Below are 25,990 nucleotides of genomic sequence, written 5' to 3'. Positions count from 1 at the left end.
ACTTCCCCCAATTAGCCTATTTCATTTTCCGGTATATTTTCTCCACACGATCCAGCGGCTCGTAGTACTCGCCGTATTCCGTAAACTGCATCGACTCTTTCGAGCCGAGGACCAAAATGCCGAAACGGCTTAAGCTTTCATGGAACAGCCCGTGTACCCGATTCCGGAGCGTGTCGTTGAAATAGATCATCACATTCCGGCAAAAAATGACGTTAAATTCGTTAAAGGAACGGTCCGTCGCCAGGTTATGCTCGGCGAAAATGATGTTTTTCTGCAAAAACGGCTTAAAGATGACCGAATTGTATTTCGCCGTGTAATATTCCGAAAACGAACGGGTGCCTCCGGCCTCGATGTAATTTTTTGTGTACTGCTTCATTTTTTCGATGCCGAATATCCCCTGCCTGGCGACCGCAAGCGAGCGGTCGTTCATGTCCGTCGCGTATATTCTCGATTTTTCGTACAATCCTTCCTCATGCAGCAAAATCGCCATGGAATAAACCTCTTCGCCCGTCGAACAACCCGCGTGCCATATCCGGATGTACGGATAGGTGCGCAGCATCGGCACGATGTTTTCGCGGAAGGCCTTAAAAACGTTCGGGTCCCTGAACATCTCGGTCACCGGAATGGAAAGCGTCTGGACCATCCGCTCGAAACACGCGCGGTCATGCAGCACTTTTTCCTGAAGGGCGGAAATGCTCTTCACGTTTTCCGAATGGATAAAATGCCAGATCCGCCGCCGGAGGGACGGCAGCGCGTAATTGCGGAAATCGTAGCCGTATAGCCGGTGAATCCCTTCCAGCAACAGCTCAAGCTCGATGTCCTCGCGCTCCCGGTTCCCTCCTGCCGTCAATTGCTCCTCAAAATCATCCGAAATGCAAATATCCATTCATGTTCCTCCCGGTATTTCGTATCACACTTTCCATTACCCGAATCCCCGGGTTACGAATACAGCCAGACCCGCATAAGCGAAAGCAGCTGTTCGGTTTGGATCGGTTTTTTGACGTAGTCCGAGGCTCCGGCTTCGATACATTTCGAGCGGTCCTCCTTCATGGCTTTGGCCGTCAAAGCGATGATCGGCAGCTTCTGGAATTCCGGCTGCCGGCGGATCTGTCGCATCGCTTCGTAGCCGTCCATTTCGGGCATCATCATGTCCATGAGCACCAAGTCGAAATGCCGGCCGCTGTTCAATATTTCGAGCGCCTCCCGGCCGTTTTCCGCGAAGGTCACGTCCATGTCGTAGCTCTCCAGCACGCTGGACAACGCGAACACGTTCCGGATATCGTCATCGACCAGCAAAATCTTTTTGCCTTCGAACAGTACTTCCTTGTTGTGCAGCCTTTGTAAAATTTTGCGCTTGTCTTCCGGCAAGTTCGCTTCCACCCGGTGCAGGAACAGCGTCGTTTCATCCAGCAGCCGCTCGGGCGATTTTACGTCCTTGATAATGATGGATTCGGCGTATTTGCGGAGCCTCATTTCTTCCTTGCTGTCCAAATCCTTGCCGGTGTAAATGATGATCGGCAGGTCCTCCAGCTCCTCGTCCTGCTGAATTTGATCCAGCAGCTCGAAGCCGGTCATGTCGCTGAGCATCAAATCCAGCACCATGCTGTCGTAATGCTTGTTCCGCAGCTCCCTCAGCGCCTCTTTGCCCGTGGAAACCGCCGTAATAACGACGTCGTCGTGGTCGATCAGCTCGATGATCGAGCTGCGCTGTGTTTCGTCATCCTCCACGATCAGCAAATGTTTGACCGATCCTTCGGTATACGATTCGATGTGCGAAAACGCCTTTTCCAGCGCCTCTTTGGAGGACGGCTTTTTCAGATAGGCGATCGCGCCCATCTTCAGCCCCTGCTTCACTTCATCCACGACCGATACGATATGGACCGGGATATGCCGCGTCGCCGATTTGCTTTTCAGCTCGCCGAGAATGGACCAGCCGTCCATCACCGGCAGCTGGATATCGAGGATGATGGCATCCGGCAAATACGATTCCGCCATCTGCAACCCGACGTCGCCCTGCATGGCGACGATCCCCTTGAATCCCCGGCCCCGGGCCATTTCGAGCAGGATGTCGGCAAACTTCGGATCGTCTTCGATAATGAGCAGAACCTTGTCGTTCTCCCCGATCAGGTCCCGGTCGTCCTTGATCGCCGTCAAAGCCTGAACATCCGCTTCATCTGGACGAGGTGTCCCGGCGGCCTTGTCCGCTTCCTCGGCAAGCAGCGGCTCGCTTGCGGCCGCCGCTTCGCGGCGCGCCGACTGGAATGCAGCCATGTCAAACATGACAGGCAGGTACAAGGTGAAGCGGCTGCCCACGCCTTCGGCGGATTCAACCTCGATGCCGCCGCCGAGAAGCCGGGCCAGCTCGCGGCTGATCGAAAGCCCCAGGCCCGTTCCGCCGTATTTGCGGCTGGTCGTCCCGTCCACCTGCTGGAACGCTTCAAAGATAAGCTCCGTCTTATCCTTGGGAATGCCGATGCCCGTGTCCTCCACGGACAAAGCGATGTAGCTGTTCCGCCCATCCAGGTAGGACGGCAGTTCCCGCGCTTCGGCCCGCTGAACGCTGAAGGTGACGGAGCCGCGGTTCGTGAATTTGAACGCGTTGGACATCAGGTTGCGGATGATTTGCTTCACCCGGTAGCCGTCCGTCACGATCGATTCCGGCAGGTCTTGATCCACGTTGAGCTTAAGCGCCACCTGCTTTTTGGACGCGACCGGCATGAAGTTTTGATGCACAAAGCTTTTCCATTCCTGCACCGGCACCGGCTCCCGGTTGATTTCCATCTTCCCGGCATCCACTTTGGAAAGATCCAAAATTTCGTCGATCATTTTCAAGAGATCCGCGCCGGACGTATATATCGTGCGCGCATATTCCGTCTGCTTGGCGCTCAAATTGCCTTCCTTGTTCTCGGCCAGCAGCTGCGACAAAATCAGCAGGCTGTTCAGCGGCGTCCGCAGCTCATGCGACATGTTCGCCAAAAACTCCGATTTGTACTTGCTCGTCACCGCCAGCTGCATCGCCTGCCGCTCCAGCTTGGCCTTGGCGTCTTCGACTTCGATGTTTTTTTCTTCAAGCTGCTGCATTTGCTCTTCGAGCGCCCGTGTCTTGGCGATCAGCTCGGTGTTGAAGTGCTCCAGCTCCTCCTGCTGCCGCTGCAGCAGATCCTCGGATTTTTTGAGCGCTTCGGTCTGCTCCTCCAAATTTTCGTTCGTTCTTCTCAGTTCTTCCTGCTGCGTTTGAAGCTCTTCGGATTGGCACTGCAGCTCTTCGGTGAGCGCCTGCGACTCGCGCAGCAGCTCTTCCACCCGCAGCCTTCCGTTGATGTTGTTGACCACGATGCCCAAACTGTCGGCAAGCTGAGCGAGCAACTTTTGCTGCAGCTCGGAAAACGGCTCGAACGACGCCACTTCGATGGCTCCCAGCAGCTCATCCTCGAACAGGATCGGCTGAATCATCAGATGTGCCGGGGTGCTCTCGCCAAGCGCGGACGTCACCGCCAAATAGTTTTCCGGCACCGTCGTCATGATCGGCTTGCGATCCAGCCCGCTTTGCCCGATAAGCCCTTCCCCGATTGCTATGCTTGGTTTCGTGGCCAGATCGCCCTCATGGGCGTAGGTGCCGTTCAGAACAAGCTTGTCCGGCTCTTTGTCCTCGTCATGGATATAAATGGCCCCGTAGATCCCTCCCAGGATCGGTGTAAATTCGCTAATAAACGCTTGGGAGACCTGCTGTCTGGAACTCATGCCCTTTAGCAGCTCCGTAATGCGTCTCACGTTGGAGTTAAGCCAATTCAGGTCCTTCTGGGCCTGCAGGTAGCTGAGCTCAATCTGCTGCTTTTCCTCAAGGTCCTCCGCCATTTCCTTGAATACCCGGGCCACCTGCCCGATTTCATCCTTGGACGTCACCTTGATGCGGCGGATCGTTCGGATGCGGCCTTTGCCGAAGCTCTCGATCATCATGGACACCACATGCAGCCCTTTGGTAATGCTCGGAATGACCCAAAGGATCACGGCCACGCCCAGCAGCAGGCCAAGCGCCATCAAAGCGACGGTCATTTGGATGGAGCTCTCGTAATTGGCTTTCGCTTCGTTCATGTCGCTGTCGACCTGCATATCTTGGAAGGAGGCAAGCTCGTTTACGCTCTCCAGCGCCTCCGCCTGCAAAGCGAGCCCGCTTGTATTGCGGTACGTGTTGGCATCCTCCCATCGCCCTTGCGACACGAGCGCCATTTGTTTCTGTTCGTATTGTTGGAATCCTTTCCATGCGCTTTGCACGCGGGTCAGCATCCGTCTCTCTTCTTCGGAGCTGGTGTTTGCGATAAGGTTTTCCAAATTCTGATTCCCGCGGGCGACCATATCCTTGATCTGGCTTTCGGTCTCCTCAAGGGAATCGTCCTTATTCAGCATTACATTGACGAGCAGCCGCGAAATGTTGTTCACTTCGCTCCGCATGCTGCTGGAATACCTGACTTTCAAATATCTCTCTTTATAAATTTCGTCCAGCTGCCGGTTCATGTCGCTTAAACGGTTGTAGCCGATCATCGTCATGACGATCATAAGAACCATCAACACGCAGAAGCCGATGATCAGCTTGGTTTTCAGCTTCATTCCGCGCCTTCCCCCTCTTTTAACGATATCCAGACGAGGCATTTGTCGTCTTCCCGCTCCTGCGCGCCCCGGTCTTCAAAAAAAGCATCGAACATTCGCTTCTCGTCCCACCGGTGGGAATGACTCAAGCGGCTGATCAGAAAGTCGACTTTTTCCTCATGCTCCCCTTGCACGACCTCAAGCAGCCCGTCGGTATACAGCGCGATGTGCCCATCGCCTTCGTAATGGATCGTCTGCGGCTCGATGTCCATTTTCTCGAACAGGCCGACCGGACAGCATGCCTTGTCGAGTTGAACGACCTCCCTTCCGTCCGGAAAAAACAGCGCCGGCGGATGCCCTGCATTTACGTAATCGATCCGCTTCACCACCGTATCCACGACCAGGTAGATCGCCGTAAAATAATATTGGACAAGCTGGTTTTCGATATGGAGCTGGTTAAATCTGCGGTTCAACTCCTGAATCACTTTTTCGGGCTCGACGTAGGTCGTGACCGTATCCTTCAAAACCGATGCGATAAACATCGTAAACAGCGAAGAGGATATGCCATGGCCCATCATGTCCAGCAAAATGACGCCGTACCGCCCTCCGCTAAGCGGATACCAGGCGTACAAATCCCCGGCAAGCTCGGCGGAAGGCTGGTAAATCGCATGCACTTCGAAGGCGCTGTCCTCAATCGGCGGGCTCAGCACCGCATTCTGCACAAGCGCCGCCAGCCGCAGCTCGTCCTGGATGCGCTGATCGCGCTCCTTATGCCAGTCGTTTTCCTTTTTCAGCCGCAATGCCAGCCGGATTCTGGCCATGAGCTCCACTTTGTTGATCGGTTTCGTGACATAGTCGACGGCTCCGGCGTCCAGCGCCTCGGCCAGCTTTTTGGAGTCGCCCACCGCCGTAACCATGATGATGGGAATATCCTTGAGATGCTCGTGGCGCTGGATGATCCGGCATGCCTCAATGCCGTCGATTTCGGGCATCATCATGTCAAGCAAAATCAAATCGATATTGACCTTTTTACCATGGGACTGCAGGGCGCTATCATCTTCCCCGCTTCCTTCAATTCCCAACGCTTCGAACATCCCTTGGGCCGAGGAGGCCGAAGCGGTGTCCCGGTAATTCTCTTTTTTCAAAATTTCCCGGATAATAATGATATTTGTCGGATTATCGTCAACGATTAATATTCTCATAACACTCTCCTTGAGCCGATGGGTTTAGTGTATTATGAATTCTCTTGTTTCCATACTAACATAATCGAATAGAGAACTTTTCGGCCGAGAGCCGTATTGATCAACATTTTCCATTTTGTAGCCCCAGCTCCAAAAACACAGATAAGGAATGGGGCGAAAGGTCCCATTCCTTATCTATATTCTGGATTCCGAATTCCAAATCCGAAGCGGCATCCACGCCTTTAAGCAGGTTTGGCAATGACCAAAACCTTCCCGAAGTCCAGCTCCTTCTCGTAGAACTGGGCTTCCGCTTCCGTAAAGCCAAGCGATGTGATTTTGGCGCGAAGCTCGTCGCCCTTGAGACGGAACAAATTGGCAAGAGCATCAAACATGCCTTCTTCCTTAATGCCGATCTCGCTCGCATTCGCCGTATCGGCTATCCGTTCCGTCCGGTCGTCGTCATGGGCCAAAACGAATATGTTTTCGCTCAGGTAACCGCTGCTGCGAAGACGATTGACTTCCTCCACGGCCTGTACGCCGTTTTCCACGACTTTTGCATACGATCTTGCATGGGTTGACGAATTCATGTTATTCACTCTCCTTAGCGTTTTGTCGTCCGCTCATGTTTCTATTAACCGGTTCGTGCGATGGTGAAACATGGAATGATGAAAAGGCCGATCAAGCCCGGATGATTTTTCCTTTCGTGCGAAACGGCGTTTCATTCATGGCGGAATTTCTGCCAGACGGAAACGGCGAGATCTCCCCATTTCATCCAGCCCGGCTCCTTTTTCTGCTTCCCTTTTCTCCCGTAAGTGGAAGCGTAAGATTCAATCATGCGCTCCTCTGAATTGGCCGGGGCAAGCAAAGGGGACTGCCGTCTGGCGGGAACGCTTTCGCTTTTCCGCTTGATTTTGTGAATCACGGCGGCTGAAGCTTGCTTCGCGGCAAGCGTGATTTCGCTGAGCGCCTCGCCCAAATGTTTTACCGAGTCCATCACGGGATCGATTTGCTCCATTTTGTGCCGAACGTCCCGGGTAATGTCGCTTGCCTGCCTGACGACTTGTTTGACTTCATACCCCAGTTCGTCAATGGTTTGCTGAATCTCCTGCAGCGTTTGCGTCGTTTTTTCAAGCGATGCCTTCGCGGCCAGCAGCGTTTTGATCAAATAGATGACCAGCACGGCGAACGCGGCGGCGATGACGGCGACACTCACTCCGACGAGCATAGCAAAACCTCGCTTTCCTCAGTAGATTGCACCGTTGTCCATAGGCAGCTTCGGCGGAAGGCCGCGGCCAGGATGACAACAAGCGCTGATCCGGCTCTTCACGTGGCCGTTTTTTGCTGATATGCGTTAGTTACCCTGTCGGGTGAGGCCCGAAACAAACCCATGGCCTTTGCCAAACAGTAAAACGGGCATAAAAAAAGCCAAACGTCGCTTTCGACGCCCGGCTCTTGATTTATCCGTCTAATCGTTGTTATTTAAGCAGTAGCGACGGCAAAGACATCCAATCCAGCTTGAAGCTCAGCTTGGCCCCGTCCGGCAGAAACTCGATATGGTCCACGGTCAGCATATCCGGCAGATGATCCTTTAGCTGTACCGTAATCGTTCCGAGTTTCAACTGGGAAGCGGGAATCTTAATCGCTTTGATTTGCGTGGATTCATGCTGCAGCTCGAGCGTGCTGCCGTTGGCCTCCATGTAAAATTTCAGCTTGGCGCCAAACGGAATCAAATCCTCGTATTTGCCGTTAATATCCGCCGTCACTTCTTGGCCGCTGAAATGGAATTCAGCCCCGGTGACGGTGATTTGCCGCGGAATATCCCCCAAATGCTTCAGCAGTTCCTTTTTGGCCAACTCGTTCAGTTCGCTGCCGCTGAGCGTGATTTCCGGCTTGCGCGTTTTCAGCATTTGGACGGCTTTGGCTTTGACGTCAATGTCCCGATAGCTCAAATCCAGCTTCTGATCGGGAGAAATATACCAGATGACGAGGCCGCACGCGATGACGGCAAGCAAAAGCAGCGTAACGATCGTCCGAAACAGTACTTTCATGTTCCGTCTCCTTTCCAGTCCCGGGCGGTTTTCTCCCGCCCTTCTATTCTCCCATTATACTGAAATCGCCTATGAAACTCGAATCATGCTCCGAATGATGCGACATCAGGCGCTGCGATCAAAAAAAACGGTCTTCTTCCTTTGGAAAAAAACCGTTTTGAATGTATAGGCCCTCACTCCATAACTCACACCAATCCTTCCCTGCCGACCACCTCGAGCCAGCGCCGGGCGATCAAGTCGTGACCCGCCGGGGTCGGATGCACGCCGTCGTAAAGCCAATATTCCGGCTCGGCCCTTTTCACGGCTTCGTCAAAGGCATCCTGCAGCGGCACAAAAACCGTTCCGTATTCCTCCGACAATTGGCGGACGATCCCTTGGTATTTGCCGACAAGCTTTTGCCACTCCTCCCATTTCGCCTCCGTCGCTCCTCCCTTGAGAACAAACGGCTCGCACAGGATCAGGCGGGTATGGGGCAGCACCTCCTTCGTTTCTTCCAGCAGATGTCTGTATGCCCTTTCAAAACGGTCCGTCACGCCGCTCGGCTCCTCCGACATCGTCCGCCATGCATCGTTGACGCCGATCAAAATGCTGATCACGTCCGGCTTCAGGCTGAATGCGTCCTCGTTCCAGCGCGCATAAAGGTCCGATACCCGGTTGCCGCTGATGCCCCGGTTGACGAATACCGGCTGTTTTTCCGCATGTTCGTTGGCCAGCTTCGCCGCAATCAAATACACATAGCTTTGCCCGATAAAATGCTTCTGGTAGAGCCCCCTGTCCCGGTTTGCATCCGTGATCGAGTCCCCTTGGAATAAAATCACCGCGTTTTCCTTCGATATCATTGGACTTGTTCCACCGCTTTCCTGGTTGATTTTTTTGCATGAGTACTATAAATTAATATACCTGAACTCTTGACGCTTTTAATAGATAAAACATCAAGTTTTATTGGTTCAATCTGCCAGATGAGGGTTATTTCAAATGGTAGGGAAGCCAATAAACAGATGAATGGAGGAATGACAGATGAAAAAAATGATTACGTTTGCAGCAGCTTTTGGCCTGATGGCATCCATGGCGACCGCCGCGTTTGCCGATGAGGACCGTCCGGCGGCCGAGACGGAAGCAGCGGCAGCTCCCGTGACCGGCACTTCGACAACGATCGTTGAGCCGACGAAACTGTTTGACGAACCGCTGATCCAGCAGGGCAGCCTTGCGAAGGAAAACAACGAACCGATCGTGATTTCGGCCATCACTCCGTTTTGTGAGAGCCCTAACGGCAAAATTATGAACTTCCTTTCCCCTCAGGTCGTATTCAGCACCGGAAGCCATGCTTCCGACGTAAACGGCGACGGCGAGTGGATCGAAATTTATACTTGGCTCGGCAAGGCCTGGGTACATGTTCCTGCGGTGGTGTAACCCTGATACATAATAGCAAAAATCAAGCACCGCCAAAAAAAGACCGGGGTTATCCGTTATCCCCCGGTCTTTTTTTTGATGATGCTAGTTTATCCCGTGATGCTATAATTAGACGCTGCCCTCATACAGGAAGCGAAGTTTCCTCGAGCTGACGAAATCCATTAGGGCAACGCCAGCTGTGTACGCATACAGCACCCGAACACCCGAAGTTCCCCTATTTTTTCCCTCTAGGATGCCGCCCAGGCTCCAGAACGTCCAGATCCTTCGGCTCGACGTGGACATGGACGTTCATTATGTTATGCATATCCGTCAGCCGATCTTCGATTTCGTCGCTGATCCGATGGCCCTCAATAATGCTCAAATGGGGATCAACCTCGATCACGACATCCACCAGCACGTGATTGCCATGAACCCTCGCTTTGACGTCCTTGATCCCCTCCACGCCCGGCGTACGACTGATGGCGCCGCGCAGGTCCTTGAGCTCCGCCTGGTCGAAGCCGTCGGTCAACCGGTAGGTCGAATCCCGGAAAATATCCCAGGCGGTTTTGCAGATCAACAGGCCGACCGCAATCGCAGCAACCACGTCAAGCCACGGCAGGCCGAACTGCGCTCCGATAATGCCAACCGCAGCCCCGATGCTAACGAGGGCATCCGATAAATTGTCCTTCGCCGCGGCCATCAGCGCCTGGTTGTTGATCTGCCTCGCCAATCTCCGGTTATACCGGTACACGCCGTACATGCACACCGCACAGGCCGCGGCCACGCCGGCCGCCCATAAATCCGGCTGCGACTCCTTGCCCGCGAACAAGGAACGAACCGCATCCACCAGCACTTGAATCCCCACCGTCGCCATGATGAACGATGCGATCAGCGCAGCGACCGTTTCGGCCCGGAAGTGCCCATAGGCGTGATCGGAATCCGGCGGTTTCCGTGAAATCCGCAGACCGATCAACACGGCGAGCGAAGCCACGATATCCGTTACGTTGTTAAAACCGTCGGCCAGCAGCGCGCTGGACGCAAACAAATAACCGCTAATCAGCTTAAAGGAGGACAAAAGCAGATAAGCCGCGATGCTTACCCAAGCTCCCCGCTCTCCTTTTCGTATATCGTCATAGATATTCACCAAAGTCTGATCCACCTTTTACAGAGGGTTCAAAAAGTCCTTTTTTATCCTAGCAAAGAAGAGCCGTGTGGGTCTAGAGAAACATAATTGCCGCGGGTCAAGAGGTTTTATCTTCTACATCTCTTGTGGGGAACCGCAAAAACGGATAGAATTAGGACGATAACCCAAAGGGAGGGCCGCCCATGTCCGAAAACAAAGATCAGAAGAAGGTCAATCTGGCTGACGCGATACGCGCAAAGCTGGAGCAGAAAAAACAGCAGAATCAATCCTTTAAGCCCGGCGGATTTCAGGGAAATTCCCCGCAGGCGATGAAAAGCCAAAACAACAAAAAGCCGAACAACCAGCGCCGCCGCACCGGAGGCTCCTAAGTGCAGCAAGAGCGGGCAACCGGCGCCATCGTCCCCGCCATGCGGAGCCTGATCTCCGTTGCTTTTTCGAATGTTTTGCGGGGACCCGATTCACCCAAAAAAAAGCTGCTTCCCTTCATCGGGAAACGCCCCTTGTTTCAATGACAGGGACCTTCCGATGGGAAAGCAGCTTTTTTGGTTTTATATCGAGGCCGGGCGGCTTACAGGCCGTCCGGGTACATTTTTTCGCGCAGCGCTTTGATTTCTTCGCTTTCGAGATACTCGTCGTAAGTCATGACCTTATCGATGATGCCTGTCGGCGTAATTTCGATAATCCGGTTGGCGATCGTCTGAATGAACTGATGGTCATGCGACGTGAACAGGATCGTTCCGTCGAAATCGATGAGCCCGTTGTTGAGCGCCGTGATCGACTCGAGATCCAAGTGGTTCGTCGGCTCGTCAAGCAGCAGGACGTTGGCGCCGTTGAGCATCATTTTGGCCAGCATACAGCGCACTTTTTCGCCCCCGGAAAGCACGCTCGCCTTCTTCAGCGCTTCTTCCCCGGAGAACAGCATCCGGCCCAGGAATCCGCGCAGGAAGGTCTCGTCCTGATCTTTGGAATATTGGCGCAGCCATTCGACCAGGTTCAGATCGACCCCGTCGAAATATTCGGAGTTGTCTTTCGGGAAATACGCCTGGGAAGTCGTCACGCCCCAAGAAAATTCGCCGGAATCCGGCTCCGTGCGTCCCATCAACACTTCAAACAGCATCGATTTCGGCAGCCCGTTCGGACCGACGAACGCGATCTTGTCGCCTTTGTTCACGACAAAGCTCAGATCGTCCAGCACCTTCTCGCCTTCCACCGTTTTGTTCAGGCGGTCGATCGTCAGCAGCTGCTTGCCGGCTTCGCGTTCCGGTTTGAAGTTGATGAACGGGTATTTGCGGTTAGACGGACGGATGTCGTCCAGCGTGATTTTATCCAGCTGCTTCTTCCGGGAAGTCGCCTGCTTGGACTTGGAAGCATTCGCGGAGAACCGCTGAATAAACGCCTGCAGCTCCTTGATCTTCTCTTCCTTCTTTTTGTTCGATTCGCGCTGCAATTGCAGCGCCAGCTGACTCGACTCATACCAGAAGTCGTAGTTGCCGACATACAGCTGGATTTTGCCGAAGTCGATATCCGCGATGTGCGTACATACCTTGTTCAGGAAGTGACGGTCGTGGGATACGACGATAACGGTGCCTTCGTAATCCATCAGGAAGTTCTCAAGCCACTGAATCGATTCCAAGTCCAAGTGGTTCGTAGGTTCGTCCAGCAGCAGGTTGTTCGGACGGCCGAACAGCGCCTGGGCGAGGAGCACGCGGACCTTCTCGTTGCCGCTCAGCTCTTCCATCTTCTTGTCATGCAGCTCGCGCGGAATGCCTAGGCCGATCAGGAGTGCAGCCGCGTCAGGTTCGGCGTCCCAGCCGTTCAGTTCGGCAAATTCGCCTTCAAGCTCCCCTGCGCGGAGACCGTCTTCTTCAGAGAAATCCGCTTTGGCGTACAAAGCATCCTTTTCTTTCATAATGTCATATAGACGGCTGTGTCCCATAATAACGGTTTCGAGAACCGGATATTCGTCATATTCAAAGTGGTTCTGCTTCAGGACGGCCATCCGTTCGCCCGGCGTCATATGAACTTCGCCTGTGTTGGGTTCGATTTCGCCGGACAGAATTTTGAGGAAGGTCGATTTACCGGCGCCGTTGGCACCGATCAGACCATAGCAGTTGCCCGCGGTAAACTTTATATTTACATCTTCAAAAAGTGCGCGCTTTCCGTAACGGAGTGTCACGCCGCTTGTACTGATCATTAAGCATTACCATCCCTTTCAATAATTGGCTTCAGCACATTATAGCATAAAAAAAGGGTCTTATCGACGTATCCGCGCAGAAGTTATGCCGCATACAGACCCCTTTAACTATTCCATTAATAACCTTAGTAAGAAAAGGGAAAGATAAGCGAAATACAATTGTGGAGGATTATATGAAGCTTATCATTTCGTTTCTAATCAGCCTGTATTTTATCTTGGTTGATTCTACGAATCCACAAGCTGCTGCGGCACCTGTTATGCCATGCAGTCTCGTTTTGGAGCCGGTTAGCGGTAGCATAAATGAAAAGGGAGCTGCTCTGGTATACAAAGTGAAATTGACGCCAAGTTTTCCTCGGACCAGCATAAGCATTCACGCCATCCACTTGCTGAAGCCTGGACATTATGGAAACTACGATACTTATGAAGGTTTTGCCTTTATTGCCAATAAGATTAGCTGGAGATTCAAACTTTATCCGACGCCTGAAGCGGATAGTCCAACGTGGGCAGGCAGGATTGATGATATAACCGCGCAATTGGAGGATAGCAAAATAGAAGTTCGTCTTTCCGACTCCAAAACAGGTACACTGGGACCAGCTGTTTTAAGTAATAACTTTCGTTTATGTAAATGAAGACTTATTAACTCGTAAAGTCTCCCCATGTTTCAGTACCTGAATGCGCTCCGCCTTAATGCCCAGCCGTACCCGTTCCGCCTCCATCCGGTCCAGCGCCTCCCGGGGCGTATCGTCGGCAAGCCGGAACGTCCCGTAATGCATCGGGATCATCTTGTCCGCCCGCACGTCCAAAAACGCCTGCAGCGCCTGCTCCGGATTGACATGCTGCGTCGCCATGAACCATTCCGGCTCGTACGCCCCGATCGGGATCATCGCCACGTCGATGTCGAAGCGGCTTCCGATCTCCTTAAAACCGGGAAAATATCCGCTGTCCCCGGCAAAATAAAGGGCCGGCTCCTCCCCCTTCACCGGCTCCTCGCCATCCCGAAACTGCGCATGCCCGGCCGGTTCCAGCACATACCCTCCCCAATGGGAGGTATTCGTATCGAACGGGGTCCGCCGCGTCCAGTGCTGAGCGGGCACAAACGTGATTTTCGCGCCGCCGATGACCGCCTCCTCCCACCAGTTCAGCTCAATGCTGTTGGAAAAGCCTTTGCCGACCATTTTTGCACGCAGTCCGGCGGGCACGATAACGGTCGTTTCCTCCCTGTACAGCTTTCGTATGGAGGCTAGGTGGAGATGGTCATAATGGGAATGCGAGATCAGCACAACGTCGACCGGGGGCATGTCGCCGATCGCGATTCCCGGCTCTCCGAGCCGGGGGTCCAGCCCCATCCGTTTGGCCCAGACCGGGTCGGTCACCAGGTTTAAGCCTTCGTATTGTATCAAAAACGTCGAATGTCCGATCCAGGTGATCGTCGCATCCCTGCGGTTTGCATGAAGATATTCGATGTCGGGAGGCACGTTCGGCACCCGGAAGGAAAGGTCCTTTTTCTTTCCCTTGCGTTCCTTGCGCCACTGCCTGAATTCCTGCACGGAATGGTCCGTGCTGGCATCGTTCATATTGTTGTAGCGAATTTTGGGCAAAATGATTCCCCTCCTTCTCTTCCAGGCCGTTTCTATCATTTTACCCTGAACATCAAGCGATCCGCCACCTGTGCCCCGCCGCTTCGGATTTCGTTTTCGCGCGCGTGGATTTTGCGGCCATTCCGACGATCAAAAGGTTTTTGTTTACGCCCGAAGTGAGGTACACTTATTCATGAGGCAAAACGATGATAAGCCGTTATAATAAAGGAGGCCTGTTTCCCATGAAAATCAAGTTCATCGAACCTACGCCGAGTCCGAACTCCATGAAGCTTCATCTGGATGAAAGCCTGGAGCCGGGAATCCGCAAAACATATACACTCGAAAACGAAAGGTCCGCCCCTGCCTGGATCCGAGAAATGCTGCACATCGAAGGGGTAAAAAGCGTGTTCCATACGCTGGATTTCGTGGCGCTGGAGCGCAAGGGCAACGCCGATTGGTCGGCCATTCTCGGGGAGGTTCAGGAACGCTTCGGACAAGAAGGCGTGCAAAACGCCGTGCTCGAAGACGAAGCGGGAGCCGGAGAACATTTCGGCGAGGCCGAAGTGCTGGTTCAATTTTTCCGCGGGATTCCGATGCAGATTCGCGTGAAATCCGGCATGCAGGAAGAGCGTTTGGCGCTGTCCCAACGATTCACCGATGCCGTGATGGAAGTTGCCGCAACGACCATGATCAAAGAGCGCAAGCTGAAGGATTACGGCGTCCGATACGGCGAGCTGCAGGAGATCGCCAAAGAGGTCGAGCAGGAGCTTGAAGCGGCGTTCCCCGAAGAGCGCCTCAAGCAGGTTGTCGCCCAAGCGATCGCCCATGGGGCCAGCAGCGAGGAGTTCGAGGAACAGCGCCGCGAGCTCAGCGAAGAAGAGCTCCGGGAAGCGATGAACAGCGCCGACTGGCGTGTCCGGTACGCCGCGCTGGACGGCATGTCGCCAACGGAAGAGCATCTTCCGCTGATCCGCAAAGCGCTTCATGACGAAAAAATGCAAACGCGCCGCCTTGCCGTCGTATATCTTGGCGACATCCGCACGCCCGAAGCGATGGAGCTGCTGTACGAAGCGCTGAAGGACAGCTCGCCGACCGTACGCCGCACCGCGGGGGATACCCTCTCCGACATCGGCGATCCGGCGGCGACTCCGGCCATGCAGGCGCTCCTCAAGGACAGCAGCAAAATCGTCCGCTGGCGCGCGGCGCGTTTCCTGTATGAGGTCGGCACCGAGGATGCCCGGGACGCGCTGAAGGAAGCGGTCGACGATCCGGAATTCGAAGTCAGCCTGCAGGCGCGGATGGCGCTTGAGCGGATCGAATCCGGCGAACAGGCGGCCGGCACCGTATGGCAGCAGATGGCTAAACGCGATCGCTCCTAAGCTTTTTTATAGCAGCAGGTTATTGCATTGCCATATATATCTATTGTCATACGCTTCGCATTGCTTTACTATAGAAAAACAAATAAATAATGGCTCAAGAGCGTAATTAGGCTGAAACAAAAGCAAAAGCAGCAGAGGGACGGAATCGTTCTGAAGAAGCGGTAGCGGTCGCCTTTGTCTCCGAATTTCCACCACTTGTAAATAAACAGAAGAAATTTGGAGGCAACAGCGATCGGAAGAACGATCCGTTACCGCAGCGGCCACCTTGCCAATGTTAAAAACTAATTTTAGTATTGAGCCAAGAAGATAACCTCATTCTGCAAAGGTGAGGTAGAGGTTGCGAAAGCGATGAGTAACTGCAGGGAGGCGCAAGGAACCGCCGCAGAACTGCCGTGAAGGGCGCTTTCGCCGAAGTGTGGGGATCCGTTCCGATCGATCCGCATGCTGGGGCCGTACCCGAAAGGGGCGGAACTGTCGCGGCCAGCGGCATGACAAAATGCCGGCCGTGTTGAGCTATCTTTCATGGATGCACGGATGCGGAAGCCAGAGGACACAAATAAAGCCCGCAGGTCGTTCCATACCTGCGGGCTTTTTGAGCTTGTCAATCCCCTTCCATGATCTATAAGACCATCATACAGAAGGGATGTTTTACATTCATGAGCAGCAAACAACCTGCGAACTCCCTGAGGCAGAGCCTGAAAGCCCGCCATATGACGATGATCGCCCTCGGGGGTTCGATCGGCACCGGGCTTTTTCTCGCCAGCGGGAGCGCGATTTCTTCAGCCGGTCCCGGCGGGGCCATCTTGGCGTATGCCGCCATCGGACTTATGGTTTATTTCTTGATGACCAGCCTCGGAGAACTGGCGACCTACATGCCCGACTCCGGTTCGTTCAGTACGTACGGCAGCCGGTTCGTCAGCCCGGCTTTCGGTTTTGCGGTCGGCTGGAATTTCTGGTACAACTGGGCGGTGACGATCGCGGCCGAGCTTTCCGCCGCCACCGTCATCATTAAATATTGGTTCCCGAATTCCCCGTCGCTGCTATGGAGCTTTTTGTTCCTGGCCCTCATGTTCGCCCTTAACGCGCTTTCGGCGAAGGGCTACGGCGAATCGGAATATTGGTTTGCGATCATCAAAGTCGCCACGGTCATCCTGTTCCTCGTTCTCGGCGTCACGATGATTTTCGGCATTTTCGGCGGCAAGCCGGTCGGCTTCTCCAACTTCAATCTGGGCGGCAGCCCGTTCCATGGCGGATTTTTCGCCTTCATCGGCGTGTTTATGGCCGCGGGCTTTTCGTTCCAGGGTACCGAGCTCATCGGGGTTGCGGCGGGAGAAAGCGAAAATCCGCGCCAAAACGTGCCGCGCGCCATCCGACAGGTGTTTTGGCGGATTCTGCTGTTTTATATTTTGGCGATCGTGGTCATCGGATTTTTGATTCCCTATACGAACCCGAACCTGCTCAAGACCGAGCTGAACAACATCGGCGTCAGTCCGTTTACGCTGGTGTTCGAAAAGGCCGGGCTTGCGTTCGCCGCCTCGGTCATGAACGCGGTCATCTTAAGCTCCGTGCTTTCGGCAGGCAACTCCGGCATGTATTCTTCGACCCGTGTGCTGTACGCCATGGCCAAGGACGGACTCGCGCCGAAAATGTTCGGCAAGCTGAGCAGCCGCGGCGTTCCTGTCAACGCGCTGATCATGACCGCCCTGGTCGGCATGCTGGCTTTCCTGGCATCGCTGTTCGGCGACGGCGTCGTCTACAACTGGCTCCTGAACGCCTCGGGCATGTGCGGTTTCATTAACTGGCTCGGCATCGCCGTATGCCATTATCGGTTCCGCCGCGCCTTTATCGCGCAGGGCCATTCGCTCGACGAGCTGCCTTACCGCGCCAAATGGTTCCCGTTCGGCCCGATCTTCGCTTTTATTTTGTGCATCGTCGCGATCGTCGGCCAGAACACCGGGGCCTTCACCGGAGCGAAAATCGACTGGTACGGACTGCTTGTTTCCTACGTCAGCGTACCGCTGTTCATCGCCATTTGGCTCGGATACAAATGGACCAAAGGCAGCAAGCTGATCCCGCTGAAAGAATGCGACCTGACGACGCATGAGCGTCCGACGCGCTAACATCAAAATCTCCCTTCCGCGTTCTGCCGAGGCAGTCCGAAAGGGAGATTTTTTGCGTTCGTTATTTCCAAGTGACGTACACCCGCAAATCCTCGGTTTCATCCAGCTCGCTTTCCACGTATGAGATGGAATTGACGCCAAGCCGGTACAAATCCTGAAGATCATCCATCAAATTCTCGTGGCTGCCGTGGTAACGAAACAGCAGCGAATGTCCGCCCTGCTTGATGGCCGACTGCACTTTGGATCTCAACTGGGCGCTTGCGCTGACGATTTGCGAAGTGTCGTAAAGCTGATATTCCAACTCCCGTTCCAGCTTCTTATAAAAGCTGCTGCGGCCGTCGTTTTGGCCGATCAGCTTCGCAAGCGTATCCCGGTACGGCGTATTCGCGGCCGGGTAGCTTTTCGTCCAGCTGTGGTCCTTTTTCATCTGCGCATCGGTGCGGAGGTAATAGCCGATTCCGATCTCTCCCTCCTTGTCCGGCGCCGGATCGTCCCAAGTCGTATCGAGATGGTACCATTTGCCGTCCAGCAGGACGAGATTCCATGCATGCAGCTGACTTACCCCCGTATTCCGCGGCGTAGCCGTTCCCTCCACGATCCGGTTCGTCAAGCCGGCCTCCTTCAGCATTTTATAGGTTAGGAGAGAGTAACCCTGGCACACGGTGCTGCCTGAGCTTAGGCCGTCATAAGCCGTGTATTTCTGCAGCGTTTCGTCATATTTCAAGTGAAGCACGATCCAATCGTGGATGGCTTTGACTTTTTCATGGTCGTTCATGCCCGGCTTGATGATCTGGTTCAAGATGCTCCGGACCTGCCGGGAGACGTAAGCCGTCTGCGCTGCGGTCTCCCGGTAACTCAGCTGGACGCTCACGTTCGCCGACTTCGAAGTTCCGCTGTACGAATAGCCGTAGCTTTCGATGGTGTAGTTCATGTACGGGTCGCTTTCAAGCGCCCGCTCAAGCGCATTTTTCAGCTGCTCCTTCAGTTGGTTCGTCTTCCCTTGATAAACAAATTGGACTTGGCCGAGCCGTTGATTCATGGCGCGAAGCAGCGTATTTTGAAGCTCCTGGTCGGTTTTGACCACGCTTGCGCCGGATGTCGAGGAAGCATACACCATTTCCCAATCGATACAAGGGGGTATCACCGCTGCGACGAGCGTGCCGGTCAGCAATATTTTAGCCGCCGATCCGCGCTTCCATCTCATACAGTCCCCTCCCTTCTCTACAATAGGCATGTTTGTTCGGGCAACAAAGGGCTGTTTTTAGCCCTCCGAAATGACTCTATTCCTGCATCCAAACATATATGACTGAGGATTTGGCGGTCCTTGCGTTATGAAGACATTCGATATTTATCCTTTCCGGATAACCGACGCTTCCACAAAAGGCCTTGCGCATTCGGCGATCCGTTCCGCATTCCCCGCGGCAAGCGCATCTTTCGGCAGCAGCGAGCTTCCGATCCCTACCGCGTTGGCCCCTGCCTCATAATATTCGGCGATATTCCCAAGCGACACCCCGCCCGTGGCAATCAACGGGATTTGGTCCAGCGGAGCCCGGATTTCGCGCAAATACCCCGGCCCCAGGCTGGCCATCGGGAACAGCTTGACGGCCTCGGCTCCGGCCTGAAAGGCGGATACGATTTCGGTCGGAGTCATTGCCCCCGGCCATACGTCGACCCCCTGCTCGAGCGCATACGCAATCACGTTCAGGTCCACGTTCGGGGAGATCAGAAACTCGGCTCCGGCCGCCACCGCTTCCTTGGCCATCTTTACGTTCAACACGGTCCCTGCCCCGACGTAAGCCCTGCCGTTATATAACGAGCGCCAATCCTGAATGATGTCCAGCGCCTCTTCCGTATTCATCGTCACTTCCATCAGCTTCACGCCTCCGGCTGTAAGCCCCGCTCCCGCTATGCGGGCTTCGCCGCGCGTAATCCCTCTCACGATAGCCACCAGACGCGACGTTAAAAGTTCATTAATCAGTTTCATATTTACAAAGCCCCCTATCCTCTTCTCTAGTAAACATAATTCGCATGCCGGGAGCCGTTTCCCTTCCGCGGAAGACGAAATTTCAAAAGATGCCGCCGGACGTAAAATCGCAACATTTTTCGCCGTTTTTATACGGAAATATTCGGCAAGTTTCGGTATAATAGAAACATTGGGGTTTTGTGAAGCCTCCGGTTATGTCGTCTATCAAGTTTGATCCATATTGATGAATGGAGCGAATGTCCGTGACTTACGTGGATACTTCCAATATATCGGCCGAAGTGTTCGTGACCGTGCTGCTGTTTCTGATCGTTATCGCGCCTCTCTTCAGCTTGGCGATTCTCCGGTTTTTTCAAGGCAAGAAAAAAGCCGGATTGCTGCTGATCGTTGCCGGCGTGGCGGCTTACCTGGTGTTCCAGGTCGTCATGAAACTGTTTTTCGATTAGCGCATAATTTACTTAAGATTATGGATATTTACAGGGTCTGCCTGAAAGCGCATAATTTCCGTAATCCGAAAAAAGGGGATCTCCCGGGTTGAACGACCAGGGGTCCTCTTTTTTTCATTCAGGCAGCACCCCCGGCTTCGACTGCAGCAAAAAGACCCTCCCCCCACAGGAACTTCTGCGGAAGAAGGGTCTGATGCTTTGCCTCGTTGAATGTTATGCCTGCCCGTTCAATGCTTTTTCGAACTGCAGCTTGTTCATGCCGAGAATGCGGTGCTCGCCGATCACGGTCACAGGGACGGCGCGCATGCCCATATCCCATACCTGCTGGGCGAATTCATCGCTTTGCTCGATGTTGCGTTCTTCGTATTCCACGCCTTTTTCCGCCAAATAGCTTTTCACCTGACGGCAGTGCGGGCAATTGGGGCTGGTATATACGATTGCTTTTTCCATGGAACTGTCACCTCGTTGTTAAAACTGGATATAAAATCGATCACGTGCTGAATATTTCAAGCCATTAAAGAACGGCGGTGTGATGCTCCAGGCTTTCGATGTATTTCTCGCAATCCATCGCCGCCATGCATCCGCTGCCGGCTGCCGTGATCGCTTGTCTGTAGCGGGTGTCCTGAACGTCGCCGCAGGCGAATACGCCCGGAATGTTCGTTTCGGAAGTTCCCGGCTGGACCACGATATATCCGTTGGCATCGGTCGTGATTTGTCCGCCAAGGAAGCCCGTGTTCGGATGGTGGCCGATCGCGACGAATACGCCGCTTGCTTCGATCAATTCCTCTTCTCCGGTTTCGTTGTTGCGCACTTTCAAGCCTTTGACGCCGCGTTCATCGGCTACGACTTCAAGCGGCGTACGGTTCAGCGCCCATTCCACTTTCTCGTTGCTGCGCACGCGGTCCTGCATGATTTTTGAGCCGCGCAGCTCGTTGCGGCGGTGCACCAGCGTCACTTTCGATGCGAAACGGGTCAGGAAACCTGCTTCCTCCAGCGCCGAGTCGCCGCCGCCGACAACGACGATCTCCTTGCCGCGGAAAAAGAATCCGTCGCAGGTTGCGCATGTGCTGACGCCGCGTCCAACGTTTTCCTGTTCGCCGGGAATGCCCAAATACTTGGCCGTGGCGCCGGTGGAAATGATCAGCGTTTCGGTCTCGATCTTGCCGATGCCTTCCACGTCAAGCTTGAACGGACGGCCGCCCAGCTCCACGCTGTTGACCCAGCCGGTGCGGAATTCCGCGCCGAAACGTTCAGCCTGCTTGCGCATGTTATCCATCAGTTCGGGTCCCATGATGCCTTCGGGAAAACCCGGGAAGTTCTCGACTTCGGTCGTCGTCGTCAGCTGGCCGCCAGGTTGCGGTCCTTCGATAATAAGCGGGTTGAGGTTGGCGCGCGCCAAATAGATGGCTGCGGTCAAGCCCGCAGGTCCTGTACCGATAATTACGGATTTATACATAAAGTTTCCCTCCAAGCTTGCAGTGCCCGGAAAGTAGTCCGCTTGGAAGCGGAACGTTACCAGGATCACTTGTATTGAATTAATTAAAATAATTATTATTTGATAATTATTATCATATAAAAGGACACGAATGTCAATAGAACTAGTATACATGGCTTCCGAACGATTGTTAACCTTTATTTAAAGGAAAAACTCCCGGGCTGGCGGCCCGGGAGCTCATCTTTCGAGTTATTTCGGCGTTTATCTCAACAAGCGCAGCGCGTTCAAAATGACCAGGATCGTGCTTCCTTCATGCCCTACTACGCCGAGCGGGAGCGCAATGCCCGTCACGAAGTTGCCGGCCATCAGCAGGACGATGACGGAAATCGCGAATACCATGTTTTGCTTGACGATGCGGCGCGCGCGGCGGGCCAGCTTGATCGTTCCGGCAATCTCCTCGATGTTGTCGTTCATCAGCACGACGTCGGCAACCTCCAGCGCCGTACCGCTGCCGCTCATGCCCATGCCCATGCCGACCGTAGCGGTGGCCAGCGCCGGTGCATCGTTTACGCCGTCGCCGACCATGACGACATGGCCGTATTCCTCGCGCAGCTGCTTCACATACTTCACTTTTTCTTCCGGGAGCAGGTCGGAATAAATCAGATCGACTCCGATCTGACGTCCGATCACTTGTGCCGTTTCGCTGCGGTCGCCGGTCAGCATCGCGACCTTCACGCCGATCGACTGAAGCTTGCGCACCGCGGCCGCCGCTTGGGGACGCACCACGTCCTGCAAAGCGACAAGTCCGGCCACCCGGTCTCCGTCCATAATAACCGACACGGTTTTGCCTTCGCCGCCCAGCATGCTCCGCTGCCCTTTCCAGCGGTCGGCTTCGGCGCGGTCGTTCAAACGGTCCAGCACGTCGGTTTTGCCGATTCGCCAGGTTTTGCCCGCAACGACGCCTTCCATCCCCCAGCCCGTGACCGACGTGACCGACTCCGCCGGGAGCAGCTTTACGCCTTCGATTTCGGCTTTGCGCACGATCGCTTTGGCGAGCGGATGCTCCGACAGCTGTTCAACCGATGCGATGACGGCAAGCAGATCCAAGCGGTCGTAACCTTCCGCCGCGATCAAATCCGTCACCTGCGGTTCGCCGGCCGTCAGCGTGCCGGTCTTATCAAACGCGACGACGGAGGTAAGCGCCATGTTTTCCATGTGGGCGCCGCCTTTAAACAGGATGCCGCGGCGTGCCCGGTTGGAGATCGCCGACAGCAAAGCCGGCATGATCGAAGCAACAAGCGCGCAAGGCGAAGCGACGACGAGGAAAACCATGGCTTTATAGAATGACATGCCGAAACTCCAGCCCAAGACGAATGGCGCCGCAAAAATGATGACAAGGGTGACGGCCACGACGATGCGGGCGTAAATGCCCTCAAAACGCTGCATGAACCGCTCCGACTGCGGAATCTCGTTTTCCGCTTCTTCCACCAGGCGGATGATTTTCGCAAAAACGGTCGCATCCGATGTTTGCGTCACTTCGATATACAGCACGCCTTCCCCGTTCAACGTGCCGGCGAACACTTCGTCCCCTTCCGCCTTGTCTACGGGGACCGACTCCCCCGTAATAGAGGATTGGTTCACGGCTGAACGGCCGTTTTGAATGACGCCGTCCGAGGGAATGAGCTCTCCGGGTTTGACGAGAATCAGGTCCTTCACCTTCAGCTCGTCGATCGAAACCAGCGCCATGCCTCCGTTTTCGACCCGAAGCGCCATCTCCGGTTTGAGCGCCATCAAGGAGGAAATATCCTTCCGGCTGCGTTCCATCGTGTAGCTTTCCAGCGCTCCGCTTAAGGCGAAAATAAAGATCAGCATCGCGCCTTCGTTCCAGTAACCGATGCTGGCCGCTCCCAACGCCGCCGCCACCATAAGCAGGTTGACGTCAAGCTCGCGCTCCTTGATCAGCGTCTCCACGCCTTCTTTCGCTTTCAGCCAGCCCCCGGCCGCGTAAGACAATATATACAAAAGAACCGAAATGCCAGCCGACACGTGGCCTAACGCCCACCCGCCGATCATAAGCACGCCGCTGAGTATGGCGGCTTGCATTTCTTTGTTTCCCAGCATGCCCCGGATATCGATGCGTCCTCTGCGATGCGGATTCGGCGCTTTGGCGCTGCCGGATGCAGGAAGCTCTTTCATGGCTTTTGCGGCGATTTTTTGCACATTTTCCATCGTACTCACCTTCCCATTGAGAATGAAAAGCATTATTACTGCCCTTAAAACGGCACATGCTGCTCCAGACCAGCCGGAGCAGCATGTTTTCATGAAGGACGGGAATCGTCCCATTGAGAATGATAATCATTTTTGCACTACTGCAATTGTTTTTCCTAAATGCAACTTCATACTTGCATTATATGCCGGGCCGGCGGAAAAGTAAACAACATTTTATGCTTATTTGGTCTCCTCGAATAAACGCAAAAAAACCTGCATGTAGAGAATGCGTTAAAGCATCGCCTACATGCAGGTTTTTATCCAATTACCCTTTAAGCCGGATCGAGCTTTGACCCTTTTCCGCTCTTTCCAAAAGTTCGCGCTGCGCCGCTGCCAAGCGGAAAGCGGGAATATATTCCGCCGCAACGCTGATTTCCGCAAACCCCGCCCGGCATAACGCCGGCAAGTCGGCCGTATTCCGCAAGCCCGCCGCGCGCAGCGGGAACCGGGGTCTTATTTTCCGTATCGATTCCGACAGGGAACATAGCTGCTCCGCGACGGTTTCCGGCCAAGCCGTCTCAAGGCGGCTGAATCCGCCGCAGTCGAGCACAATCAGGTCCGCGCTTCTGGCCAGACCGGCCGCAGCGTCGTTGTCGATATCCGCCTTCACCAGCGCCCCAATGCTGAAAGTTACCGCCCGGCGCTGGTGGCATAACGTCTCTTCGGCCACGCGTTCGATTAAGTCATGACCTTGATTCCATCCTTCGGGGTCAGCCGAATGGGGAACGAGAATTTCTATCCGATGCTCGATTCCCTGCCGGTGGCAGGCAAGCGCGGCCCTGAATAAAGCTTCCAGCTGAATGTCCCGCAAATCGGACAGCGCTTCCGCTTCTCTCGGATGTCCTTTCATAATGTCGATTTCGGAAATCAACGCGACGCTTAACGTTTTTCCGTCCAAATGATGCAGAACCGTTTCCATGTACCCTTTCCACCGGTACAGCAAACGCTCCCTCCAAGCGATGCTCGGCTGCCGCTGGCCGCTCAGGCCCGCGTATTGCATGATCCATTCTTCGTAAATTTCCTTCAAATGCCCGCTCGCCAGCCATTCGTCCTCCCGCAGCAGGGTCATCCCCGCAATGCCGGGAAGCGCTTCGGCCCGTTCCAGCGGATACGTCAAATCTTCGGCAAAAATGCGCATGCTGCGCGCATCGTCGCACCATCCAAGCAAAAGCTCCGGTGCGCCAAGATCATTGTGATCACCCGAAAAAGGTTCGGCTTCACGCAAAATGCTTCCGATCGAATACGGATCGGCCGCGTAGATCGCCTCCTCTTTCGTCATGGACTCGATTTTGACCAGTTCCACAAGCGACGCGATTTCCGGCAAAGAGCTCGCTCTCGCCTGCCCTTCTTCCTTCAAGGATATGCCGGAACGCTTACGATCGACGGGATAAATCGCTTCCACAAAAGAAGACATCGAGCAGGAGCCGCTTTGGCAGCAGTTATTCTGACACCGATCACTCTTCATTTTTGGCTGTCCACCCTCTTTTCCCGGATAAATGAGAGCCCGTATGCAGCGGACCCTACCTTACACCATATTACCGGGGGGCGCGAAATATACGGCATTTGGGCAGGCGTTCTGTCGTTTTTTCACTTGACATCAGGGCCGATGTTAAGTATGCTTTACGTAAAGTGAACTTTACATTCAGATGGGCGGGAATCGATTGAAAACGCGAATTCGGGAAAAAAGGACAGCACGGAACATGACACAGGAGGAACTCGCCGCCCGCCTGAACGTATCCAGGCAAACGGTCATTTCGTTAGAGAACAACAAGTATAAGCCTTCTCTGGTGCTGGCCCATAAGCTGGCTCAAATTTTCGGGTGCAGGATGGAGGATCTATTCATTTTCGAAGGAGATGAAAATATTGACTGATCAGCTTCAAAACGCGATGATCGGATGCGCCGGACTTTTGGCGGGAGTGGCAGCATCTCTGATTCTGCAGCTGATATATCGGCGGCATGGAATGAAAAAGCGGATGTTTGACGAACGTCAACAATTGATTACGAATCAAGCCAAAGCGGCGGGCTGGAACGTCACCACCTTCTTATTGATCGTCGCCTGGGCGCTGATTATCGTTTTTGACGGCATTTCAACACCCTTTTTTTTGATGACCGGCGTCTTTGTCCTGCATAATGCCGTTTATATTTTTTCCAGCGTGTACCATACCAACCGCAACGGATGACAGGGTTCGAGACCAACCGGCCCAAAATGGCCCAACAAGAAAACCGCTCGAAATCGAGCGGTT

25 protein-coding genes and 1 riboswitch are annotated in these 25,990 nt (G+C 54.2%); of the genes, 9 read left to right on the top strand and 16 right to left on the bottom strand.

Features of this window, described 5'->3' with window-relative positions:
* Positions 1-16: 16 nt before the first annotated feature.
* The 7 genes from RJP21_RS26135 to RJP21_RS26105 form a co-directional block, all read right to left on the bottom strand.
* The gene (locus RJP21_RS26135; RefSeq protein ID WP_310861887.1) at positions 17-886 is read right to left on the bottom strand and encodes a CheR family methyltransferase; all 870 of its coding nucleotides are present in this window, start codon (positions 884-886) and stop codon (positions 17-19) included.
* 53 nt (positions 887-939) lie between these two features.
* The gene (locus RJP21_RS26130) at positions 940-4,605 is read right to left on the bottom strand and encodes a response regulator (protein ID WP_310861886.1); all 3,666 of its coding nucleotides are present in this window, start codon (positions 4,603-4,605) and stop codon (positions 940-942) included.
* The gene (locus tag RJP21_RS26125) at positions 4,602-5,786 is read right to left on the bottom strand and encodes a SpoIIE family protein phosphatase (RefSeq protein ID WP_310861885.1); all 1,185 of its coding nucleotides are present in this window, start codon (positions 5,784-5,786) and stop codon (positions 4,602-4,604) included. Before RJP21_RS26125 ends, RJP21_RS26130 begins: the two co-directional genes overlap by 4 nt.
* A gap of 221 nt (positions 5,787-6,007) precedes the next feature.
* On the bottom strand, positions 6,008-6,352 hold the full coding sequence (locus tag RJP21_RS26120; RefSeq protein ID WP_160044510.1) for a YflT domain-containing protein: 345 nt from the start codon (positions 6,350-6,352) through the stop codon (positions 6,008-6,010).
* A 131-nt stretch (positions 6,353-6,483) separates the two neighbouring features.
* On the bottom strand, positions 6,484-6,990 hold the full coding sequence (locus tag RJP21_RS26115) for a DUF948 domain-containing protein (protein WP_310861884.1): 507 nt from the start codon (positions 6,988-6,990) through the stop codon (positions 6,484-6,486).
* Between the two features lie 250 nt (positions 6,991-7,240).
* Positions 7,241-7,813, bottom strand: a complete 573-nt coding sequence (locus RJP21_RS26110; protein WP_310861883.1) for a hypothetical protein — start codon at positions 7,811-7,813, stop codon at positions 7,241-7,243.
* Between the two features lie 185 nt (positions 7,814-7,998).
* Positions 7,999-8,652 carry an SGNH/GDSL hydrolase family protein gene (locus tag RJP21_RS26105; RefSeq protein ID WP_160044514.1) on the bottom strand — a complete coding sequence of 218 codons (654 nt, stop codon included), beginning with the start codon at positions 8,650-8,652 and terminating at the stop codon, positions 7,999-8,001.
* A gap of 178 nt (positions 8,653-8,830) precedes the next feature.
* Here RJP21_RS26105 and RJP21_RS26100 point away from each other — a divergent pair, with 178 nt between their 5' ends.
* Complete coding sequence (locus tag RJP21_RS26100; protein ID WP_310861882.1) at positions 8,831-9,223, top strand: hypothetical protein; 393 nt, start codon at positions 8,831-8,833, stop codon at positions 9,221-9,223.
* Between the two features lie 214 nt (positions 9,224-9,437).
* Here the strand turns inward: RJP21_RS26100 and RJP21_RS26095 are convergent, their stop codons facing one another.
* Positions 9,438-10,349 (bottom strand): cation diffusion facilitator family transporter, encoded by a 912-nt coding sequence (locus tag RJP21_RS26095; protein WP_310861881.1) that lies wholly within the window; start codon positions 10,347-10,349, stop codon positions 9,438-9,440.
* 179 nt (positions 10,350-10,528) lie between these two features.
* Between RJP21_RS26095 and RJP21_RS26090 the strand changes: the two genes are divergently transcribed.
* Positions 10,529-10,714, top strand: coding sequence for a hypothetical protein (locus tag RJP21_RS26090; RefSeq protein ID WP_160044517.1), 186 nt, complete (start codon positions 10,529-10,531; stop codon positions 10,712-10,714).
* 200 nt (positions 10,715-10,914) lie between these two features.
* Here the strand turns inward: RJP21_RS26090 and RJP21_RS26085 are convergent, their stop codons facing one another.
* Positions 10,915-12,540 carry an ABC-F family ATP-binding cassette domain-containing protein gene (locus RJP21_RS26085; protein ID WP_160044518.1) on the bottom strand — a complete coding sequence of 542 codons (1,626 nt, stop codon included), beginning with the start codon at positions 12,538-12,540 and terminating at the stop codon, positions 10,915-10,917.
* Positions 12,541-12,713: 173 nt separating this feature from the next.
* Here RJP21_RS26085 and RJP21_RS26080 point away from each other — a divergent pair, with 173 nt between their 5' ends.
* On the top strand, positions 12,714-13,169 hold the full coding sequence (locus RJP21_RS26080) for a YoqH family protein (RefSeq protein WP_310861880.1): 456 nt from the start codon (positions 12,714-12,716) through the stop codon (positions 13,167-13,169).
* Here RJP21_RS26080 and RJP21_RS26075 read toward each other — a convergent pair.
* Positions 13,158-14,138: an MBL fold metallo-hydrolase gene (locus RJP21_RS26075; RefSeq protein WP_310861879.1), complete on the bottom strand. Its 981-nt coding sequence runs from the start codon at positions 14,136-14,138 to the stop codon at positions 13,158-13,160. The two genes, RJP21_RS26080 and RJP21_RS26075, sit on opposite strands and share 12 nt — an antisense overlap.
* A 221-nt stretch (positions 14,139-14,359) precedes the next feature.
* Here RJP21_RS26075 and RJP21_RS26070 point away from each other — a divergent pair, with 221 nt between their 5' ends.
* Together RJP21_RS26070 and RJP21_RS26065 are read left to right on the top strand one after the other, a co-directional pair.
* Complete coding sequence (locus RJP21_RS26070; protein ID WP_160044521.1) at positions 14,360-15,496, top strand: virulence factor; 1,137 nt, start codon at positions 14,360-14,362, stop codon at positions 15,494-15,496.
* Between the two features lie 323 nt (positions 15,497-15,819).
* Positions 15,820-16,020, top strand: a riboswitch (Lysine riboswitch).
* A 132-nt stretch (positions 16,021-16,152) separates the two neighbouring features.
* The gene (locus RJP21_RS26065) at positions 16,153-17,616 is read left to right on the top strand and encodes an amino acid permease (RefSeq protein WP_310861878.1); all 1,464 of its coding nucleotides are present in this window, start codon (positions 16,153-16,155) and stop codon (positions 17,614-17,616) included.
* 61 nt (positions 17,617-17,677) lie between these two features.
* Here the strand turns inward: RJP21_RS26065 and RJP21_RS26060 are convergent, their stop codons facing one another.
* Positions 17,678-18,820 (bottom strand): transglutaminase domain-containing protein, encoded by a 1,143-nt coding sequence (locus RJP21_RS26060; protein WP_310861877.1) that lies wholly within the window; start codon positions 18,818-18,820, stop codon positions 17,678-17,680.
* A gap of 144 nt (positions 18,821-18,964) precedes the next feature.
* A complete protein-coding gene (locus tag RJP21_RS26055) occupies positions 18,965-19,600 on the bottom strand; it encodes a bifunctional 4-hydroxy-2-oxoglutarate aldolase/2-dehydro-3-deoxy-phosphogluconate aldolase (RefSeq protein ID WP_310861876.1) in 636 nt (211 codons plus the stop codon).
* 236 nt (positions 19,601-19,836) lie between these two features.
* Here RJP21_RS26055 and RJP21_RS26050 point away from each other — a divergent pair, with 236 nt between their 5' ends.
* Positions 19,837-20,043, top strand: a complete 207-nt coding sequence (locus RJP21_RS26050; protein WP_397386287.1) for a hypothetical protein — start codon at positions 19,837-19,839, stop codon at positions 20,041-20,043.
* A 213-nt stretch (positions 20,044-20,256) separates the two neighbouring features.
* Here RJP21_RS26050 and RJP21_RS26045 read toward each other — a convergent pair whose 3' ends face one another.
* From RJP21_RS26045 to RJP21_RS26035, 3 genes are all read right to left on the bottom strand, one after another.
* A complete protein-coding gene (locus RJP21_RS26045) occupies positions 20,257-20,493 on the bottom strand; it encodes a glutaredoxin family protein (RefSeq protein ID WP_310861875.1) in 237 nt (78 codons plus the stop codon).
* A gap of 64 nt (positions 20,494-20,557) precedes the next feature.
* The gene (trxB, locus tag RJP21_RS26040) at positions 20,558-21,499 is read right to left on the bottom strand and encodes a thioredoxin-disulfide reductase (protein ID WP_160044526.1); all 942 of its coding nucleotides are present in this window, start codon (positions 21,497-21,499) and stop codon (positions 20,558-20,560) included.
* Positions 21,500-21,739: 240 nt separating this feature from the next.
* Positions 21,740-23,707: a heavy metal translocating P-type ATPase gene (locus tag RJP21_RS26035; protein WP_310861874.1), complete on the bottom strand. Its 1,968-nt coding sequence runs from the start codon at positions 23,705-23,707 to the stop codon at positions 21,740-21,742.
* Here RJP21_RS26035 and RJP21_RS26030 point away from each other — a divergent pair.
* Entirely contained in the window at positions 23,673-23,912 is a 240-nt protein-coding gene (locus RJP21_RS26030) for a hypothetical protein (protein ID WP_212958862.1), read from the top strand. The two genes, RJP21_RS26035 and RJP21_RS26030, sit on opposite strands and share 35 nt — an antisense overlap.
* 99 nt (positions 23,913-24,011) lie before the next feature.
* On the opposite strand, the gene RJP21_RS26025 is transcribed toward RJP21_RS26030, so the two are convergent.
* On the bottom strand, positions 24,012-25,211 hold the full coding sequence (locus RJP21_RS26025; RefSeq protein WP_310861873.1) for a hypothetical protein: 1,200 nt from the start codon (positions 25,209-25,211) through the stop codon (positions 24,012-24,014).
* A gap of 196 nt (positions 25,212-25,407) precedes the next feature.
* Between RJP21_RS26025 and RJP21_RS26020 the strand changes: the two genes are divergently transcribed.
* A complete protein-coding gene (locus RJP21_RS26020) occupies positions 25,408-25,617 on the top strand; it encodes a helix-turn-helix transcriptional regulator (RefSeq protein ID WP_160044529.1) in 210 nt (69 codons plus the stop codon).
* Positions 25,610-25,927 carry a DUF2178 domain-containing protein gene (locus tag RJP21_RS26015; protein WP_310861872.1) on the top strand — a complete coding sequence of 106 codons (318 nt, stop codon included), beginning with the start codon at positions 25,610-25,612 and terminating at the stop codon, positions 25,925-25,927. Before RJP21_RS26020 ends, RJP21_RS26015 begins: the two co-directional genes overlap by 8 nt.
* Positions 25,928-25,990 lie beyond the last annotated feature (63 nt).

This window comes from Paenibacillus sp. VCA1, from assembly GCF_031583795.1.
GTDB lineage: Bacteria > Bacillota > Bacilli > Paenibacillales > Paenibacillaceae > Paenibacillus_AQ > Paenibacillus_AQ albilobatus.
Note: the sequence above shows the minus strand (reverse complement) of the source record. Positions and strands in the feature narration are given on the sequence as shown.